Raw genomic sequence first — 16443 nt, forward strand, 5'->3', positions numbered from 1 at the left:
TGGCTACGATCCGTTGACATGACCGACTCGACGATGCCGCCGGCCCATCTGGAAGTCGAGGCCGATGCGCCCGACCGCAACCTCGCTCTGGAGCTCGTGCGGGTCACCGAGGCCGCCGCGATGGCGGCCGGGCGGTGGGTCGGCCGGGGTGACAAGAACGGCGCGGACGGCGCCGCGGTGAACGCGATGCGGACGCTGATCGGCACCGTCGGGATGAACGGCGTGGTGGTGATCGGCGAGGGCGAGAAGGACAACGCCCCGATGCTCTACAACGGCGAGCGGGTCGGCGGCGGCGACGGGCCGGAGTGCGATGTCGCGGTCGATCCGGTCGACGGGACGACGCTGGTCGCGAAGGGGATGAACAACGGGATCGCCGTGATGGCGGTCGCGCCGCGCAACTCGATGTACGACCCGTCCGCGGTGTTCTACATGGAGAAACTCGTCGTCGGCCCGGAGGCGGCCGACGTGGTCGACATCCGGCTGCCGGTCGCGGAGAACATCCGCCGGGTCGCGAAGGCCAAGGGCTCCTCGGTGGACGACGTCACCGTCGTCCTGCTCGACCGGCCGCGGCACGACGATCTCGCGCAGCAGATCCGGGCCACCGGCGCGCGGATCAAGTTCATCAGCGACGGCGATGTGGCCGGCGCGCTCGAGGCCGCCCGCCCGGACACCGGTCTGGACCTGCTGCTCGGGATCGGCGGGACGCCCGAGGGCATCATCGCCGCCTGCGCGATGAAGTGCCTGGGCGGCAAGATCCAGGGCCGCCTGTGGCCGACGGACGACGAGGAGCGGCAGAAGGCGGTCGACGCCGGGCACGACCTCGATCGCGTCCTCGACACCGACGACCTGGTCAGCGGTGACGACTGCTTCTTCGTCGCGACCGGGATCACCGACGGCGAGCTGCTCCGCGGCGTCCGCTACGGCCGCTCGACCGCCCGCACGCACTCGCTCGTGATGCGCTCGCGCAGCGGCACCATCCGCAGTATCGAGAGCGTCCACCAGCTCGAGAAATTGCGCGCCTACTCCGCCATCGACTTCGAGCACGCCAGATGAGCGCACCTGTCCTGGTGATCGGCGAGGCGCTCGTCGACATCGTCAGCGCGGGCTCGAAGAAGAACGGCAACGGCAACGGCAAACCGAAGGCGACTCCCGGCGGCTCCCCCGCGAACGTCGCGGTCGGGCTGGCACGGCTCGGCGTACCGACGTCGCTCGTGACGCGGTTCGGCACCGACCCGTACGGCGATCAGCTCGGCGCGCACCTGTTCGGGAACGGCGTCCAGCTGGCGCCCGGCTCGGTCGACCCGGGCTTCCGGACCAGTACGGCGACGGCGAAGCTGGACGCGGCCGGGGTGGCGTCGTACCAGTTCGACATCACCTGGGAGCCGCCGGCGCTCTCGCTCAGCCGGGGCTGCCCGGCCGTGCACACCGGTTCGATCGCGACCCTGCTGGAGCCGGGCGCGACCGCCATCCGCGAGTTCCTCGGATCGCTCGCCGATCAGCCGGTCACCGTCACGCTCGACCCGAATGCCCGCCCGACCATCACGCCGGACCCGGTGTCCACCTGGGCTGCCGTCCGCGAGCTGGCCGCGCTGTCCGATCTGGTGAAGCTGAGCGACGAGGACTGTGAGTTCCTGCAGCCCGGGCAGTCGCCGGAGAGCATCGCGGTCGAGCTGCTGAGCGCGCCGCGGACGCAGTGCGTAGTGATCACCCGCGGTGGCGAGGGCGCGCTCGCGATCAGCCGCGAGGGCCGGATCGATGTCACCGCGCCGAAGATCGACGTCGTCGACACGGTCGGCGCGGGCGACTCGTTCATGGCGGCGCTGATCGCCGGGCTGAACAGCCACAGCCTGCTCAGCGCGGCCCGGCTGGCCGGGCTCACCTCCGACAGCCTGCGGGACGTCGTCGACTACGCGGTCAAGGCCGCGGCCATCACCTGCACGCGGCACGGCGCCGACCCGCCGACCGCCGCCGAGCACACTGCCACTTGGGGAGCCTGATGCCGGCAGCCGAGGTCTGGAACACCGAACTGGACAACGCGGGGAAGGTCACGTTCCTGCCCCGCACCAGCCGGCTCGTCACCCGCTTGATCGGCTTCGGCGTGTTCACCGTCGCGTCGATCTTCTCGAACGTCAGCCATCTGCGCAGCGAGAACATCACCGGTCTGGTCGACGTCCTGCGGCTGACCGCACTGGCCGCGTTCATCTACGGGACCGGCCTGACGACCTGGCAGCTGGTCACAAGGCGTCCGGTCATCACGGTCGACACAGAGGGCATCACGCGCGGCCGGACGCTCAAGTGGTCGGCGATCGACCGGATCGAGGACCCGATCGGGATCCCGGGCGCCCGTACGGTCTCGGTCCAGCCGACGGATCGGAAGATCCGGCCGCTGGGTGTCACCTTCGACAACGTCGAGGACCTGGACGCGTTCGCGGCCTGGCTCCGAACCGTACAGGCCCGCAACAGCTAACGAACGACGGCGAGAATCGCCGCGAGGTGCTCGCGACTGCGGGCGGCGGCGAGCTCGGCGTCGCTGTCGCGCACGGCGTCGGCGATCGCGACGTGCGCGGCCTGGTCCTGGCGGTGCAGGCGGTCGGTGTCGAGGCGCAGCAGGTCGATCATCGTCGTTCGGATCCGCGGGACGAAGGTGTCGAACAACTCCAGCAGGACGGCGTTGTGCGCGGCCGTCACCAATGCGCGGTGGAAGGCCAGGTCAGCCTCGACGTACCAGTCGTCGGGTGACTTCTCGGCGGCGTCCAGCCGGTCCTTGAGGGTGTGCCGGAAGCTCTTCAGATCGGCCTGCGTACGCCGGGACGCGGCCAGCCGGGCCGCCTCGGTCTCGATCGCCAGCCGCCCCTCCAGGACGTCGGTGATATCGGCGCGGCGGAGCACCTGGTCCCAGTCCTCGACGGCTTGGTGCGCGATCACGAACACCCCGGCGCCCTGCCGGCTCTCCAGCACCCGGCGACCGGCCAGCTCCCGGACGGCCTCGCGGATCGTGGACCGGCCGACGCCGAGCTGCGCGGCCAGCGTCGTCTCGCCGGGCAGCTTCTGGCCGAGGGCCCACTCGCCGCCGCCGATCCGGCGCAGCAGCTCCTCGGCGGCCTGCTCGGCCAGCGGGTGTCGGCGAATCATGCGGATCAGTGTAGGGGTCGGCCAGGTGCTTCTCAGGTTATCAGCTTGTCTGAGGAGTTGATTCGGATTACCGTCGATACCCATGGACTGGAACCGTCAGCAGCACTCCCCGATGCCGAGCCACCGCTACCGCGACGTCTTCGCCCGGGTGCCGGTCGAGCCGCTCGCGCGAACCTGGCCGGACCGGCGGCTGACCCGCGCCCCGCTCTGGGTGCCGGTCGACCTCCGGGACGGCAACCAGGCGCTGGCCGAGCCGATGGACCCCGAACGCAAACGCCGCTTCTTCGAGCTGATGGTTGCCATCGGCTACAAAGAGATCGAGGTCGGCTACCCGTCGGCGTCGCAGACCGACTTCGATTTCGTCCGGCTGCTGGCGACGTCCGAGCTGGTGCCGGACGAAGTCACGATCGTGGTCTTCACGCCGGCCCGGCCGGAGCTGATCGCGCGGACGCTGGAGTCGATCCAGGGCATCCGCGGGCAGGTCGTCGTCCACATGTACGCCGCCACGGCGCCGGTCTGGCGGGACGTCGTACTGCGGCGGACGCGGGACGAACTGGCCGAGCTGGTGCGGGCCGGGGCCGAGCAGGTGCTGCGGTCGGCCGGTGAGTCGGTGCGATTCCAGTTCTCGCCGGAGGTGTTCAACCTGACCGAGCCGGACTACATCCTGGAGCTGGCCGACCAGGTCACCAAGGTCTGGGACGCGCGACCGGAGCGGCCGGTGATCCTGAACCTGCCGGCCACCGTCGAGGTCGCGACGCCCAATGTGTACGCCGACCAGATCGAGTACATGGATCAGAACCTGCCACGGCGGGACGGCGTGATCCTGTCTGTGCACCCGCACAACGACCGCGGGACCGGGATCGCCTGCGCAGAGCTCGCCGTCCTGGCCGGGGCACAACGCGTCGAGGGCTGCATCTTCGGCAACGGCGAGCGGACCGGGAACGTCGACCTCGCCACCCTGGCGCTGAACCTGCACACCCAGGGCGTCGACCCGATGATCGACTTCTCCGATCTCGACCGGATTCGGGAGACCGTCGAGTACTGCACGCGGATGCCGATCCACCCGCGGCACCCGTACGTCGGGGAGCTCGTCCACACCGCGTTCTCGGGAACGCATCAGGACGCGATCCGGAAGGGGCTCGCCGCGCGCACCGGCGAGCGCTGGGAGGTGCCGTACCTGCCGATCGATCCGGCGGACGTCGGGCGTGGCTACGAGGCCGTCGTCCGGGTGAACAGCCAGTCGGGGAAGGGCGGGATCGCGCATGTGCTGGAGACGGCATACGGCGTCCAGATGTCGGCTGCCGAGCAGGTGAGCTTCGCCCGGCATGTACAACGGCATACGGACGCTACTGGGCGCGAGGCATCGGCGGCGGAGCTGAAGACGCTGTACGAGGAGGTCTACGGGTGCTCGAACTGAAGGACGTCGACTTCGTCCGGGACGGGAAGCTGTTGCTCGGCGGGGTGTCGCTGACGGTCGCCGGAGGTGAGCGCTGGGCGTTGCTCGGGCCGAACGGCGCGGGGAAGAGCACGCTGCTGAACCTGTGCGGTGCGATCACGCACCCGACGCGCGGGACGGTCGAGATCCTCGGCCGACGGCTCGGCACCGTCGACATCCGGACGCTGCGGGAGTCAATCGGGCATGTGAACCCGCGGCATCCGCTGCGCTCGCCGCTGTCGCTGACGGACGTCGTTCTGACCGGTCTGACCGGGACGATCGAGCGGATGCCGCGGTGGGAGCCTTCTGCTGAGCAGACTGCGCGGGCGGCTGAGCTGATCGCCCTGCTCGGGGTAGCCGACTTGGCCAGGGCCTCCTGGACGACGCTCTCCCAGGGCGAGCGCGGTCGCGCACTGATCGCTCGGGCGCTGATCCCCGGGCCGCAGCTGCTTCTGCTCGACGAGCCGACCACTGGTCTCGATCTGGCCGCTCGTGAGCAGCTGCTCGAAACGCTCGACCACATCCACAGCACGCATCCGAATCTCGCATCTGTGCTGGTGACTCATCACCTGGAGGAGCTCCCGAGGTCGACCACACATGCGGTCCTGCTGCACAACGGCCGGGTGCTGGCGGCAGGGCGGGCGGACGACGTCCTCACCACTCCCCTGGTCACCGAAACGTTCGCTCATCCCATCCAGATCCACCGGGCCGCGGGCCGCTGGTTGGCCACCACCCACCGGTAGACTCAGCCCTCCTGGGAGGGGGTGGGCATGGCGGTCATGGGTGAGTCGTCTCGGGCGGTCTGGGCGGGTACGTACGACCAGGTCAGCCGGGTGGAGTTCGGCGTCCGGGCGGCGCCGTACCGGCGGCAGACCACTGTGCTCAGCCTGGTGATGATCGCCCTGCTGGTGTGGATCTGGGTGCTGCCGGATAGCAGTGAGCTGTGGCTGCCGTTGATGGTGGCGGTGCTCGCGCTCGGCGGGTTGAGCTTCTGGTTCACCGCGCAGACGGTCAGCAAGCGGATCGTGCTGCTCGTGGACGCCGATGGGATCCGGGCCGGACGGAATCGCCTGTCCTGGCAGCAGATCGGTACGATCGGCGTCCCGCGGCGGAACCGGCTGACGGTCACCCCGAAGGACCCACAGCTTCGGCAGCTGACGATCACGCCGTCCGCCGTCGCCGACCTGACCGCCCTCGCCGGGTGGCTCGAAGACGTTCTCGCACAGCACCGGAGCAGGAGTGAGTCGGATGCCGAAACCCGATAAGGCCAAGCCGGAGACCAAACTCGTCGTCCGCCCGAACGCGGCCCGCCGCCTGGCTCCCCTCCTGCTCGCGCCGCTCCTCCTGCTGGCCGCCCTCTGCATCCCACAGATCCAGTCCTCCGAAGGCGCCCAGCGAACCTACTTCGCGATCGCCCTCGGCTTCGCCGTCGTCGCGGCCGCCTGCCTCGTCATCGCGCTCTGGCGCGGCCGCACCCAGGACTGACCCCCATGCCGACCATGGGCGACCAGTCCCCCGAGGCCTGGACCGCGGAACTCGAAGGCACCGGCCGCGTCGAGTTCCCCTTACGCCGCAAACCCTTCGGCCTCCGCGGCCTGGTCTTCCTCCTGATCCTGTCCCCGACCTTCATCTCGTCGAGCACCAGAATCAGCACCGAGACCGGCTTCGGTTTCGCCATCAATCTGGTCGCCTTCATCGCCTACCTGAGCGGCCTCTGCTTTGTCGCCGGATGCCTGATCCTCCGGCGTCCGCTCGTCGCAGTCGACACCGAAGGACTGCAGATCGGCCGCCAACGCCTCCCCTGGTCCGACTTCGGCACCACCGGCTTCCCCACCGGCCCCCTTCCCGTGCGCACCCTCCCCATCATCCCGGCCGACGCCTGGGCCAACCACCTCCACGTCGCCCAGGACAACGTCCGCGACCTGGCCGCCTTCGCCGGCTGGCTCGGCGTCCAGCACAAAACGCACACCGCTGCCCCTCCCGCCCACTAGCCTCGGACCCCAGCGCAGCACGAGGGGGACGAATGAGCACACCGCAGCGACTCGGCGAGGCCGGACCTGAGGTCTGGGACGCCGAATTCCGCCGTACCGGCCGCGTCGAGTTCCCGATCGGCAAGTGGGCCGCAGCCACCGGTGGCACCCTCATCGCCTGGACCACAGCCCTGGGGTTCTTCACCTGGCGCCTCACCCAGGTCTGGTCCGACGGCGGCTTCACCGTCGTCTACCGCAGCGCGCTCGTCCTCTTCGTCCTCACGATGGCCACCCGCGCCGCCCTCCGCGTCTTCCGCGGCGCCAACCGCCTGCTGGTCGACACCACCGGCATCACCCTTCAAGGCGACTCGGTCCCCTGGCACGACATCACCACCATCGAGCCACCCCGCCGCCCGTTCCTCGACGCCCAACGAGTCCGCGTCAAGTCCCCCGACACCGACCTCGACATCACCCGGGCCGCCGTCCGCAACCTCCCCGCCCTCACCCCCTGGCTCCAACAACTCCACGCCGAGCTGGGCCGGCAGCCCGAGGCCGAACCCGGCCTGGAAGGCCTGCGCGGCCCGCTCGAGTAGCGCGGGTCAGCTGAGGCCGAGGCGTTTGGAGAGGCGGGGGCCGCGTTTGATCTTGATGTCGCCGAGGATGGCGGTGCCGCGGATGTGGAAGGTTTTGGGGTGGGCGTTGGGGGCGGGGGCGGCGGCGAGGGGGGCGGATTGCTCGGAGACGTTGCCGAGGATGGGGTTGGAGTCGATCAGGACGACGGCGTCGGCGGGGACGCGGATCTTGACGTCGGCGAGGATCGACTTGACGTCGACGTAGATGTCGTCGAACGGGAGGGTCGCCTCGGTGTAGTCGAGGGTGATGTCGCCGAGGACGGCGTTCACCTCCTGGCGCTGCGGGGCCTGCCAGTTGCCCTGGCGTTTGGCGTCGCCGAGGAAGGCGTTGATGACGGGGCCGGTGAGCAGGACGACGTCCGCGCCGGGCTGCGGGGCCGGGTCGGGGGCGGCGAGGCCGTTGGGCAGGTCGGCGGTGAGGGTGATCAGCTCGCCGTAGGTCTTGGAGGCGTAGAGGGTCTCCAGCCGTTCGTCGAGCTCGTCGTAGGACAGGCGGCCTTCGCCCGCGGCCTCGCGCAGGACGTCGGCGACCTGCTCACGCTCGAGATCGGAGACCCGGCGGCGCAGCGCTGGATCCACCGGCTCGGGGGTCGCGTCCTGCGGGCGGTTCTCCTGGGGTACGTCGTCCTGGGCCACGTCCACGACCTTACGCGCGCCGCGGTCCGGCCGCTCTCCGATACCTCCCCTACCCACCCCTGATCGGACCCCTGAGATTGGTGCCCCGCGGGCGGGGTGGCTCGAGCGATAGCGGTGGTCAGGTGCGTGCCTGGGCGCCGGTAGCGCCGAGGCAGCCCGCCCGCGGGGCACTAAGCTGGATCAGTCCAGTCCACTGTCCATGGAGGTCTGCCGGTGTCCGCCGACTTCACGTACTCCGATCTGCTCCCGTTAGGTTCTGACGACACGGAGTACCGGCTGCTCACGACCGAGGGCGTCAGCACGGTCACGGCCGGCGGCCGCACGTTTCTGCAGGTCGAGCCCGACGTGCTGCGGATGCTGACCGCCGAGGCGATGCACGACATCTCGCACTATCTGCGGACGGCGCACCTCGCGCAGCTGCGCCGGATCATCGACGACCCCGAGGCGTCCGGGAACGACCGGTTCGTCGCGCTCGACCTGCTGAAGAACGCGAACATCTCGGCCGGCGGCGTGCTGCCGATGTGCCAGGACACCGGTACGGCGATCGTGATGGGCAAGAAGTCCGAGGGCGTGCTGACCGGCGCGGTCGACGAGGAGTGGATCAGCCGGGGCGTGTACGACGCCTACACCAAGCTGAACCTGCGCTACTCGCAGATGGCCCCGCTGACCATGTGGGACGAGAAGAACACCGGCTCCAACCTGCCCGCGCAGATCGAGCTGTACTCGACGCCGGGCGGCGGCGATCCGGCGTACAAGTTCTTGTTCATGGCCAAGGGCGGCGGCTCGGCGAACAAATCGTTCCTGTTCCAGGAGACCAAGGCCGTGCTGAACCCGGCCGGGATGATGAAGTTCCTGGACGAGAAGATCCGCTCGCTGGGGACGGCGGCCTGCCCGCCGTACCACCTGGCGATCGTGGTCGGCGGGACGTCGGCGGAGTTCGCGCTGAAGACCGCGAAGTACGCCTCGGCGCACTACCTGGACGCGCTGCCGACGACCGGATCGCCGGTCGGGCACGGGTTCCGGGACGTGGAGCTGGAGGAGGAGGTCTTCAAACTCACCCAGGACTTCGGGATCGGGGCGCAGTTCGGCGGGAAGTACTTCTGCCACGACGTCCGGGTGATCCGGCTGCCGCGGCACGGCGCGTCCTGCCCGGTCGCGATCGCGGTGTCCTGTTCGGCCGACCGGCAGGCACGCGCGAAGATCACCGCCGAGGGCGTGTTCCTCGAGCAGCTCGAACGCGACCCGGCGCGCTTCCTGCCCGACACGACCGACGAGCACCTGTCCGGCGAGAGCGACGTCGTCCGGATCGACCTGAACCGGCCGATGAGCGAGATCCGCGCGGAGCTGTCGAAGCTGCCGGTGAAGACGCGGCTGTCGCTGACCGGGCCGCTGGTGGTCGCCCGGGACATCGCGCACGCGAAGATCAAGGAGCGCCTGGACGCGGGTGAGCCGATGCCGCAGTACCTGCGCGACCACGCCGTGTACTACGCGGGCCCGGCCAAGACCCCCGAGGGGTACGCCTCCGGCTCCTTCGGCCCCACCACCGCGGGCCGGATGGACGCCTACGTCGACCAGTTCCAGGCGGCCGGCGGCTCCTTCATCATGCTTGCCAAGGGCAACCGTTCGGCCAAGGTCACCCAGGCCTGTCAGCAGCACGGCGGTTTCTACCTCGGCTCGATCGGCGGCCCGGCCGCCCGCCTCGCCCAGGACTGCATCAAATCCGTCGACGTGATCGAGTACGCCGAGCTCGGGATGGAAGCGGTCTGGAAGATCCAGGTCGAGGACTTCCCCGCGTTCGTGGTCGTCGACGACAAGGGCAACGACTTCTTCACCGACACCCGCAAACCCGTCCCGCTCACCACCCGCCCGCGCGGCTAGTCGCCGAGATTTTCCAGTAGCGGTCAGGAGTTGACCGCTACTGGCGGCAGACTGGGGGACATGACGACGACGCAGCAGTTTCCCGGTGGCAAGGCGGCAGTGACTCCGTACGTGGTGGTGAAGGGCGCGGCGCGGTTCCTGGAGTTCGTCGAGCAGACGTTCGAGGTCAAGCGCTCCTTCGACGTTCCGAACCAGGACGGCACCCTCGGGCACGCCGAGATCACCGTCGGCGGATCGGTCCTGATGGCCTTCGACGCCCAGCCGGACTGGCCCGACACCCCGGCCTTCCTCAGCGTCTTCGTCGCGGACGTCGACGCCGTCCTCGCCCGCGCGCTCGACGCCGGCGCCACCCTGCTCACCCCGATGGCGGAGTCGCGGGTCAGCGGCGACCGCGGCTGCCGGGTCACCGACCCTCTGGGCAACATCTGGTGGCTGCAGACCCACCTGTACGACGTCAACCCGGCCGACCTCCAGGAAGTCTTCAGCGACCCCGCAGAGCTCGCCAAGATGAAGGTCGCCATCGACACCTTCGCCGACGAAATGCGCAGCCGCGCCTGACCCCCAAAGGTCAGCTGGCGAACAGCTCCGGCTGGGGGTCGGCCGGGGCTGGGGGCAGCGGCCAGTCGGGCGGTGCCGTCCAGGTTTCCCAGTGGTCGCAGAACGGATGCGTCCAGGCTTGGATGTCGAGGACGGCGCGGTGGGCGGTGGCGGTGATCTGGTCGGCCTCGGCTTGGGTGAAGCGGCCGGCCAGGACGGCGCCTTCCAGTTCGTCCTCGTCCTTCCAGTGGATCTGCCGGTCGGGCGTGATCCAGAGGTCGAGAACGTGGTCCTGAGTGGTGGTACGACGGGCGGCCTGGTCCCGGACGTGTGGCGACTCGAGGTTCACGTACCAGCCGCGGAAGGCGCCGTCCTCGGACCAGAAATACCAGACGGACCAGGGTTTACCGGGCGGAACGACCTTGAGAATGCCGGTACCGCGCCAGGTGTCGAGTTTGAGCACGCGCTCCTGGCTGAACATCCCCGTCGGGCCGGCGTGGCGGAGCTCCCGGCCGTCGGTCAGGACGGGTTTGAGCAGCGGCGTACCGGGCGCGAGCCAGGCGACCAGGCCGTCCGCGTCATCGCGGACGACCGTCATCGGGCGGACGTTCGGCTTGTCGGCGAATCGCCCGCTCCCGGCGTACACCCACTCGATCGTGGTCCCGGGCTCCCAGTAGGTCACGAAACCGCCGGCCGCGTCATCGACAGGACGTCGAGGGCGGCGTCCAGCTGCTCCTCGGTCAGGTCGCCCTTCGCGACATGCCCGTTCTCGATCACGACCTCGCGGATCGTCTTCCCCTGTTTCAGCGCGCTCTTCGCGACGGCGGCCGCGTTCTCGTAGCCGATGTAGCGGTTCAGCGGGGTGACGATCGACGGCGACGACTCGGCCAGCGCCCGCGCGTGCTCGACATTCGCGGTGATGCCGTCGACGCAGCGGGTCGCGAGCACCCGCGAAGCGTTGCCGAGCAGGGTGATCGACTCGAGCAGGTTCCGCGCTATCACCGGCAGCATCACGTTCAGCTCGAAGTTGCCCCCGGCACCGGCCACGGTGATCGTGGTGTCGTTGCCGATCACCTGCGCGGCGACCATCAGCGTCGCCTCGCAGATCACCGGGTTCACCTTGCCGGGCATGATGCTCGACCCGGGCTGCAGATCCGGCAGAGCGATCTCGCCGAGCCCGGCGCGCGGCCCGGAGCCCATCCAGCGCAGGTCGTTGCAGATCTTGGTCAGGCTGACCGCGATCGTCTTCAGCGCACCCGAGAGCTCGACCAGCCCGTCCCGCGCGCCCTGCGCCTCGAAGTGGTCCTCAGCTTCGGTCAGCGACAGCCCGGTCCGCCGGTTCAGCTCCTCGATCACGGCCGCCGCGAACCCGGGCGGCGTGTTGATCCCGGTGCCGACCGCCGTCCCGCCCAAGGGCAGCTCGGAGACCCGCGGCAGCGCCGCCTGGACCCGCTCGGCCCCGCGCCGGATCTGCTGCGCGTACCCGTTGAACTCCTGCCCGAGCGTCACCGGCGTCGCGTCCATCAGGTGCGTCCGCCCCGACTTCACGACCTCCGCGAACTCCGAGCCCTTGGCCGCCAGCGAAGCCGCCAGTACGTCGAGGGCCGGCAACAGCTCCTGGACGACGCCGGCCGTCGCCGCGACATGGATCGCCGACGGGAAGGTGTCGTTACTGGACTGCGAAGCGTTCACATGGTCGTTCGGGTGGACGTCGGCCCCCAGCGAGCGGGTCGCCAGCGTCGCGAGCACCTCGTTGACGTTCATGTTGGTCGACGTCCCGGAGCCGGTCTGGAAGACGTCGATCGGGAACTCCGCGTCGTACGAGCCGGCGGCGACGATATCCGCGGCCGCGGCGATCGCGTCCGCACGCTCGCCGTCCAGGACGCCGAGGGAGGCGTTCACCACGGCGGCCGAGGCCTTGATGTGCGCCAGCGCGTGGATCAGCGCGGGCTCCAGCGGCCGGCCGGAGATCGGGAAGTTCTCCACCGCGCGCTGCGTCTGCGCCCGCCACAACGCGTCCCGAGGCACCTTGACCTCGCCCATCGTGTCGTGCTCGATCCGGTACTCGACGTCGTCTCCCATACCTGCCAGCCTACGTCGCGCCCTGGTAGACGTAGTAGCACTCGTCCCGGCCCTGCAAGCGCACCGGCACCGGCGTCACCACGCACTCCCCGAACGTCGCCCGCAGCGCCGACTCCAGCTCCGGCGAGGCCGACGCGGACCACACTGTCAGCACGCCGCCGGCCCGCAGCCGGGCCCGGCAGACCTCGAGGAAGTCCGGCCGGTAGATCGACGAATTCTCGTTGTAGACAAGGAAATCCGGCCCGTTGTCCACATCCAGCAGGATCGCGTCGTACGCCGCTTCCGCAGCCGCCGCGATCACCTCCCGGACGTCGCCGATCGCCACCGAGACCCGCGGATCGCCGAGCACCGACGGCACCAGGCCGGCCCGCATCCAGGCCACCAGCTCCGGCTCGATCTCCGCGACGACGACCGCGCCGAGACGAACATCACGCAGCAGCGCCCGCACGGTGTACCCGAGCCCCAGCCCGCCGACCAGCACCCGATCCGGCCGCCGCACGGTCGCCAGCGCGGCCGCCGCGAGCAGCTCCTCACTCGACGTCTCGACGTCGTCCATCACGAAGACGCCGTTCACCCGCAGCTCCAGCGCGCCGTCCGCGCGCTGCCGCAGCAACAGGTCGCCGCGCTCACTCTGCGCCCGCGCGATCTCCATCTCAGACCAGCCCCGCGTCGTGGGCCAGGATCGCGAGCTGGACCCGGTTGGTGACCTGCAGCTTCCCGAGCGCGTTGGTCAGATGCGTCTTCACGGTCGCGACGCCGAGATCGAGCGCCGTGGCGACCTCCGCGTTGCTCTTGCCTTCAGCCACCGCGAGGACGACGTCCAGCTCACGCTCGGTCAGCCCGTCGAGGGCGGCCCGGGCGGCGGTCCGCCGGAGCGTCGCATCGGACTCGCCGACGTAGTCCATCAGCTGGCGCGTCGATTGCGGTGACAGCACCGACTCCCCCGCCGCGACCTTCAGCACCGCGGCGACGATCTCGGCCGGCGCCGCGTCCTTGAGCAGATACCCGGCCGCGCCCGCCCGGAGCGCACGCAACAGATGCTCGTCCGAGCCGAAGGTGGTCAGGATCAGCACCTCGGCCTGCCCGCGCAGCTCGGCCGTCGCGGCGACGCCGTCCAGCACCGGCATCCCGATATCCATCAGGACGACGTCCGGCCGCAGCTCGCGGACGGCGTCGATCGCCTGCCGACCGTCGGCCGCCTGCCCGACCAGCTGGAGCTCGGGCGCACCGGCCAGCATGCTCGCCAGCCCGGCCCGGACGAGTGGGTCGTCGTCGACCAGAAGCAGCCGGACCGGATCACTCACGGCCTCATCGTAGGACACGCCAAGGCAACCAGGCCGCCAGCCGGAACTCGCCGTCCGCCGTCCCGTACTCGATCCGCCCACCGGCCGGCGACACCCGCTCGGCCAGCCCGACCAGCCCCACCCGCGACCCCGGGCCGCCCGACCCCGACTCGACCCGGTTGACCAGCTCGATCGCGAGCTCGGCGCCCGGCGTACCGCTCAACGTCAGCCGGACGGGCTGCCGTGGCGCGTGCTTGCGCGCGTTGGTCAGCCCCTCCTGCACGATCCGGTACGCCGTCAGGTCGGTCACCGCGGCCGGCTCGACCGAGGTCACCAGCTCGATCACCATCCCGGCCGCGCGCGACTCCGCGATCAGCTTGGCGATCCCCCGCCGCGGGCCGTCGTCGCCGGACCGCAGTACGCCGACGATCTCGCGCAGATCCTCGACGGACTCACGCGCGCTCACCCGGATCACCCCGGCCGCGCGGGCCAGCTCTTCGGGTGGCATGTCCGGCCGGAACTCGAGCGCGCCGGCATGCACGCTCAACAACGACAGCCGATGCCCGAGCGCGTCGTGCATGTCCCGCGCGATCCGCTCCCGCTCGGCCCGGACCGCTCGCTCGGACAGCGACACCATCAGCTGCCGCCGGGTCCGGACGACGATGCCCCAGGCAACCAATGCCAGACAGGCCAGCGCGGTCAGCGCGACCGCGATCGGGTAGGCGTTCGGCGCGTCGGCGATCGGATAGATCCAGAACTGGATCATGCACGAGGCCATCGCGACGGCCCCGATCGACAGACTGACCGCGGGCCGCCGGTGCACCGAGACACTGAACAACGCCAGCCCGCCCGCACCGCCGAGCGACGGCACCGCCGTCGACCCGACGATCATCACCAGCGCCAGCCCGGCCGGCCAGCGCCGCCGGAGCAACAGCGCGAGCGCGCCCGCGACACACAGCGGGAGGCTGAGCCAGAGCGGCAGCTGCCCGAACCGCGGCTCCGGCTGGCGATCCCCGACCACCGGCAGCCCGATCAGCAGCGCGAGCACGACGCAGGCCACGTCGACCACGCGATCGCGCGGCGTCCGGCGGCCGTACCCGGGCGCGGCGCTCGATCCCGGCTCGATCAGCGCGGCGAGAATCCCCGGCTTGCTCTCCACGGCTGTGACGGTACAAGACTTTGGGTTGAGGCCGGCGTCCACCGGACGGCGTGCGGAAGGATGCCCCGGGCGGATCCGCCGGCGGCGGTCCGGGCGGCAAGGTGGAGACATGATGCTTGCCGACAGCAAGAAGCCCAAGCGGCGCCGGGTGGCGCGATTCTTCCTCGGTCTGACCGCGTTCGCCGTCACGCTGGTCCTGGTCTTCGTGGGCGGGTCGAAGATCTGGATGTGGCAGGACGATCGCAAGGCCGAGCTGACGACGTCCGGCCCGTACACGGCCGATCTGGCGTCGCTGCAGCAGCATCAGCTGCCGAAGTGGTTCCAGGACGCCAAGTTCGGCGTGATGCTGCACTGGGGGCTGTACTCCGTGCCCGGGTTCGCGCGCAAGGGCGTGCCGTTCGCCGAGCTGCTGCAGAAGGAGTACGAGCACGCGATGACGCACAACCCGTACGCCGAGGACTACGCGAACGCGATGAAGGACCCGAAGTCGCCGACCGCGGCGTACCACCGCGAGCACTACGGGAACGCGCCGTACAGCGATTTCACCAAGCAGTTCGAGGCCGGGCTGGCGAAGTGGGATCCCGAGCGCTGGGCGGCGCAGTTCAAGGCCGCGGGCGCGTCGTACATCGTGGTGACGGCGAAGTACGCGGACGGGTACTCGCTCTGGCCGACCCAGGTCCGCAACCCGCACGCGCCCGGCTTCCACTCCAAGCGCGACCTGATGGGCGAGCTGGCGGCCGCCGTCCGCAAGCAGGGGCTGAAGTTCGGCGTGTACTACTCCGGCGGCGTCGACTGGACCTTCCAGAAGAAGACCGTGAAGACCTTCGGCGACTACATCTACCTGCACTACGGCGAGGACTACCGCGAGTACGCCGTCGCCCAGGTGCGCGAGCTGATCAAGCGGTACCAGCCGGACATCCTGTGGAACGACATCGCCTGGCCGACCGGCCCCAAGCGCCTGTACGCCCTGATGGCGGACTACTACAACACCGTCCCGGAGGGGGTCGTCGACGACCGCTGGAGTACGGCGACGTTCGGACGGCAGGTGATGGGGCTCAAGCCGCTGCGCTGGGGGTACGACCAACTGCTGAAGCAGGTGTTCAAGGACCCGTCCGTCTCCGAGCAACCGCCGAAGGACTCCGCGCACAGCGACTTCCGGACGCCGGAGTACGCCGACTTCGACACCATCCAGGACAAGTTCTGGCAGCAGGACCGCGGGATCGGCGGCTCGTTCGGCTACAACCGCACCGAGACCGAGGCGGATCACACCAAGTCGCCTGAGCTGATCGCCGAGCTCGCCCGGGCCGGCGCCAACAACGGCGCGCTACTGCTCAACGTCGGCCCCAGCGGCGGCGAGGGCGAGATCGTCCCCGAGCAGCTCAGCCGGCTCACCGACATCGGCGCCTGGCTCCGCATCAACCGCGAGGCCTACGACGGCACCCGCCCCTGGAGCCAGTCGTCGGCCAAAACCACCGCCGGCGACACCGTCACCTTCACCACCCGCGGCAACGACCTCTACGTCACCGTCCTCGGCCGCCCCACAGGCGACATCGTCATCAAGGACCTGGAACTGAGGGGTAAAGCCACCCGCCTCGGCGGCGGTTCCGTACCCCTCACTGCGACAGCTGGCGAGACCACCCTGAAGGCAGCCGCCGACGGGACCTACGCCCCGGTCTTCAAGATCAGCCAACCGTGAAGG

19 protein-coding genes are annotated in these 16443 nt (G+C 70.1%); 12 read left to right on the forward strand and 7 right to left on the reverse strand.

The genetic code is table 11. The features are described from left to right. The first annotated feature begins 18 nt into the window (after positions 1 to 18). The 3 genes from glpX to HPO96_RS28050 are packed head-to-tail and all read left to right on the forward strand — an operon-like array spanning position 19 to position 2467. On the forward strand, positions 19 to 1053 hold the full coding sequence (gene glpX / locus HPO96_RS28040) for a class II fructose-bisphosphatase (protein ID WP_171677370.1): 1035 nt from the start codon (positions 19 to 21) through the stop codon (positions 1051 to 1053). Beyond that, positions 1050 to 1997 (forward strand): carbohydrate kinase family protein, encoded by a 948-nt coding sequence (locus HPO96_RS28045; RefSeq protein ID WP_171677371.1) that lies wholly within the window; start codon positions 1050 to 1052, stop codon positions 1995 to 1997. The genes glpX and HPO96_RS28045 overlap by 4 nt, the downstream gene beginning before the upstream one ends. Then, entirely contained in the window at positions 1997 to 2467 is a 471-nt protein-coding gene (locus HPO96_RS28050) for a hypothetical protein (protein WP_171677372.1), read from the forward strand. Before HPO96_RS28045 ends, HPO96_RS28050 begins: the two co-directional genes overlap by 1 nt. Here HPO96_RS28050 and HPO96_RS28055 read toward each other — a convergent pair. Further along, entirely contained in the window at positions 2464 to 3132 is a 669-nt protein-coding gene (locus HPO96_RS28055) for a FadR/GntR family transcriptional regulator (protein ID WP_238355617.1), read from the reverse strand. The two genes, HPO96_RS28050 and HPO96_RS28055, sit on opposite strands and share 4 nt — an antisense overlap. Before the next feature lie 82 nt (positions 3133 to 3214). Between HPO96_RS28055 and HPO96_RS28060 the strand changes: the two genes are divergently transcribed. Genes HPO96_RS28060 through HPO96_RS28085 form a run of 6 tightly spaced genes read left to right on the forward strand, consistent with a single transcriptional unit; the run spans position 3215 to position 7130 of the window. Then, complete coding sequence (locus HPO96_RS28060; RefSeq protein WP_238355618.1) at positions 3215 to 4549, forward strand: 2-isopropylmalate synthase; 1335 nt, start codon at positions 3215 to 3217, stop codon at positions 4547 to 4549. Then, positions 4537 to 5310: an ABC transporter ATP-binding protein gene (locus HPO96_RS28065; RefSeq protein WP_337796845.1), complete on the forward strand. Its 774-nt coding sequence runs from the start codon at positions 4537 to 4539 to the stop codon at positions 5308 to 5310. The genes HPO96_RS28060 and HPO96_RS28065 overlap by 13 nt, the downstream gene beginning before the upstream one ends. A gap of 36 nt (positions 5311 to 5346) precedes the next feature. Further along, a complete protein-coding gene (locus tag HPO96_RS28070; protein WP_171677373.1) occupies positions 5347 to 5832 on the forward strand; it encodes a hypothetical protein in 486 nt (161 codons plus the stop codon). Beyond that, positions 5816 to 6052: a hypothetical protein gene (locus HPO96_RS28075; protein ID WP_171677374.1), complete on the forward strand. Its 237-nt coding sequence runs from the start codon at positions 5816 to 5818 to the stop codon at positions 6050 to 6052. Before HPO96_RS28070 ends, HPO96_RS28075 begins: the two co-directional genes overlap by 17 nt. A 5-nt stretch (positions 6053 to 6057) precedes the next feature. After that, entirely contained in the window at positions 6058 to 6558 is a 501-nt protein-coding gene (locus tag HPO96_RS28080; RefSeq protein WP_171677375.1) for a hypothetical protein, read from the forward strand. 32 nt (positions 6559 to 6590) lie between these two features. Further along, positions 6591 to 7130, forward strand: a complete 540-nt coding sequence (locus HPO96_RS28085; RefSeq protein WP_171677376.1) for a hypothetical protein — start codon at positions 6591 to 6593, stop codon at positions 7128 to 7130. Positions 7131 to 7136: 6 nt separating this feature from the next. Here the strand turns inward: HPO96_RS28085 and HPO96_RS28090 are convergent, their stop codons facing one another. Further along, positions 7137 to 7811: a DUF1707 SHOCT-like domain-containing protein gene (locus HPO96_RS28090; RefSeq protein WP_337796846.1), complete on the reverse strand. Its 675-nt coding sequence runs from the start codon at positions 7809 to 7811 to the stop codon at positions 7137 to 7139. A gap of 207 nt (positions 7812 to 8018) precedes the next feature. On the opposite strand from HPO96_RS28090, the gene HPO96_RS28095 reads away from it, so the two are divergent. Continuing rightward, positions 8019 to 9683, forward strand: coding sequence for a fumarate hydratase (locus HPO96_RS28095; protein WP_171677377.1), 1665 nt, complete (start codon positions 8019 to 8021; stop codon positions 9681 to 9683). 60 nt (positions 9684 to 9743) lie between these two features. Beyond that, positions 9744 to 10241: a VOC family protein gene (locus HPO96_RS28100; protein ID WP_171677378.1), complete on the forward strand. Its 498-nt coding sequence runs from the start codon at positions 9744 to 9746 to the stop codon at positions 10239 to 10241. A gap of 10 nt (positions 10242 to 10251) precedes the next feature. On the opposite strand, the gene HPO96_RS28105 is transcribed toward HPO96_RS28100, so the two are convergent. From HPO96_RS28105 to HPO96_RS39740, 5 genes are read right to left on the reverse strand one after another with little or no spacing between them, the layout of a single operon-like run. Then, complete coding sequence (locus HPO96_RS28105; RefSeq protein WP_337796847.1) at positions 10252 to 10902, reverse strand: DUF402 domain-containing protein; 651 nt, start codon at positions 10900 to 10902, stop codon at positions 10252 to 10254. Then, positions 10899 to 12302, reverse strand: a complete 1404-nt coding sequence (locus HPO96_RS28110; protein ID WP_171677379.1) for a class II fumarate hydratase — start codon at positions 12300 to 12302, stop codon at positions 10899 to 10901. Before HPO96_RS28110 ends, HPO96_RS28105 begins: the two co-directional genes overlap by 4 nt. 10 nt (positions 12303 to 12312) lie before the next feature. Continuing rightward, positions 12313 to 12954 (reverse strand): spermidine synthase, encoded by a 642-nt coding sequence (locus HPO96_RS28115; protein ID WP_171677380.1) that lies wholly within the window; start codon positions 12952 to 12954, stop codon positions 12313 to 12315. 1 nt (position 12955) lies between these two features. After that, positions 12956 to 13606, reverse strand: coding sequence for a response regulator transcription factor (locus HPO96_RS28120; RefSeq protein WP_337796848.1), 651 nt, complete (start codon positions 13604 to 13606; stop codon positions 12956 to 12958). Between the two features lie 4 nt (positions 13607 to 13610). Then, on the reverse strand, positions 13611 to 14744 hold the full coding sequence (locus HPO96_RS39740) for a histidine kinase (protein WP_202886542.1): 1134 nt from the start codon (positions 14742 to 14744) through the stop codon (positions 13611 to 13613). 109 nt (positions 14745 to 14853) lie between these two features. On the opposite strand from HPO96_RS39740, the gene HPO96_RS28130 reads away from it, so the two are divergent. Then, positions 14854 to 16440, forward strand: coding sequence for an alpha-L-fucosidase (locus HPO96_RS28130; RefSeq protein ID WP_171677383.1), 1587 nt, complete (start codon positions 14854 to 14856; stop codon positions 16438 to 16440). Positions 16441 to 16443 lie beyond the last annotated feature (3 nt).

Source organism: Kribbella sandramycini (assembly GCF_013131805.1).
Lineage (GTDB): Bacteria > Actinomycetota > Actinomycetes > Propionibacteriales > Kribbellaceae > Kribbella > Kribbella sandramycini.

Bases quoted from the DNA above. Each gene is read 5' to 3' on its own strand.
- glpX (WP_171677370.1), top strand. From the start codon at position 19: ATGACCGACTCGACGATGCCGCCGGCCCATCTGGAAGTCGAGGCCGAT.
- HPO96_RS28045 (WP_171677371.1), top strand. From the start codon at position 1,050: ATGAGCGCACCTGTCCTGGTGATCGGCGAGGCGCTCGTCGACATCGTC.
- HPO96_RS28050 (WP_171677372.1), top strand. From the start codon at position 1,997: ATGCCGGCAGCCGAGGTCTGGAACACCGAACTGGACAACGCGGGGAAG.
- HPO96_RS28055 (WP_238355617.1), bottom strand. From the start codon at position 3,132: ATGATTCGCCGACACCCGCTGGCCGAGCAGGCCGCCGAGGAGCTGCTG.
- HPO96_RS28060 (WP_238355618.1), top strand. From the start codon at position 3,215: ATGGACTGGAACCGTCAGCAGCACTCCCCGATGCCGAGCCACCGCTAC.
- HPO96_RS28070 (WP_171677373.1), top strand. From the start codon at position 5,347: ATGGGTGAGTCGTCTCGGGCGGTCTGGGCGGGTACGTACGACCAGGTC.
- HPO96_RS28075 (WP_171677374.1), top strand. From the start codon at position 5,816: ATGCCGAAACCCGATAAGGCCAAGCCGGAGACCAAACTCGTCGTCCGC.
- HPO96_RS28080 (WP_171677375.1), top strand. From the start codon at position 6,058: ATGCCGACCATGGGCGACCAGTCCCCCGAGGCCTGGACCGCGGAACTC.
- HPO96_RS28085 (WP_171677376.1), top strand. From the start codon at position 6,591: ATGAGCACACCGCAGCGACTCGGCGAGGCCGGACCTGAGGTCTGGGAC.
- HPO96_RS28100 (WP_171677378.1), top strand. From the start codon at position 9,744: ATGACGACGACGCAGCAGTTTCCCGGTGGCAAGGCGGCAGTGACTCCG.
- HPO96_RS28110 (WP_171677379.1), bottom strand. From the start codon at position 12,302: ATGGGAGACGACGTCGAGTACCGGATCGAGCACGACACGATGGGCGAG.
- HPO96_RS28115 (WP_171677380.1), bottom strand. From the start codon at position 12,954: ATGGAGATCGCGCGGGCGCAGAGTGAGCGCGGCGACCTGTTGCTGCGG.
- HPO96_RS28130 (WP_171677383.1), top strand. From the start codon at position 14,854: ATGATGCTTGCCGACAGCAAGAAGCCCAAGCGGCGCCGGGTGGCGCGA.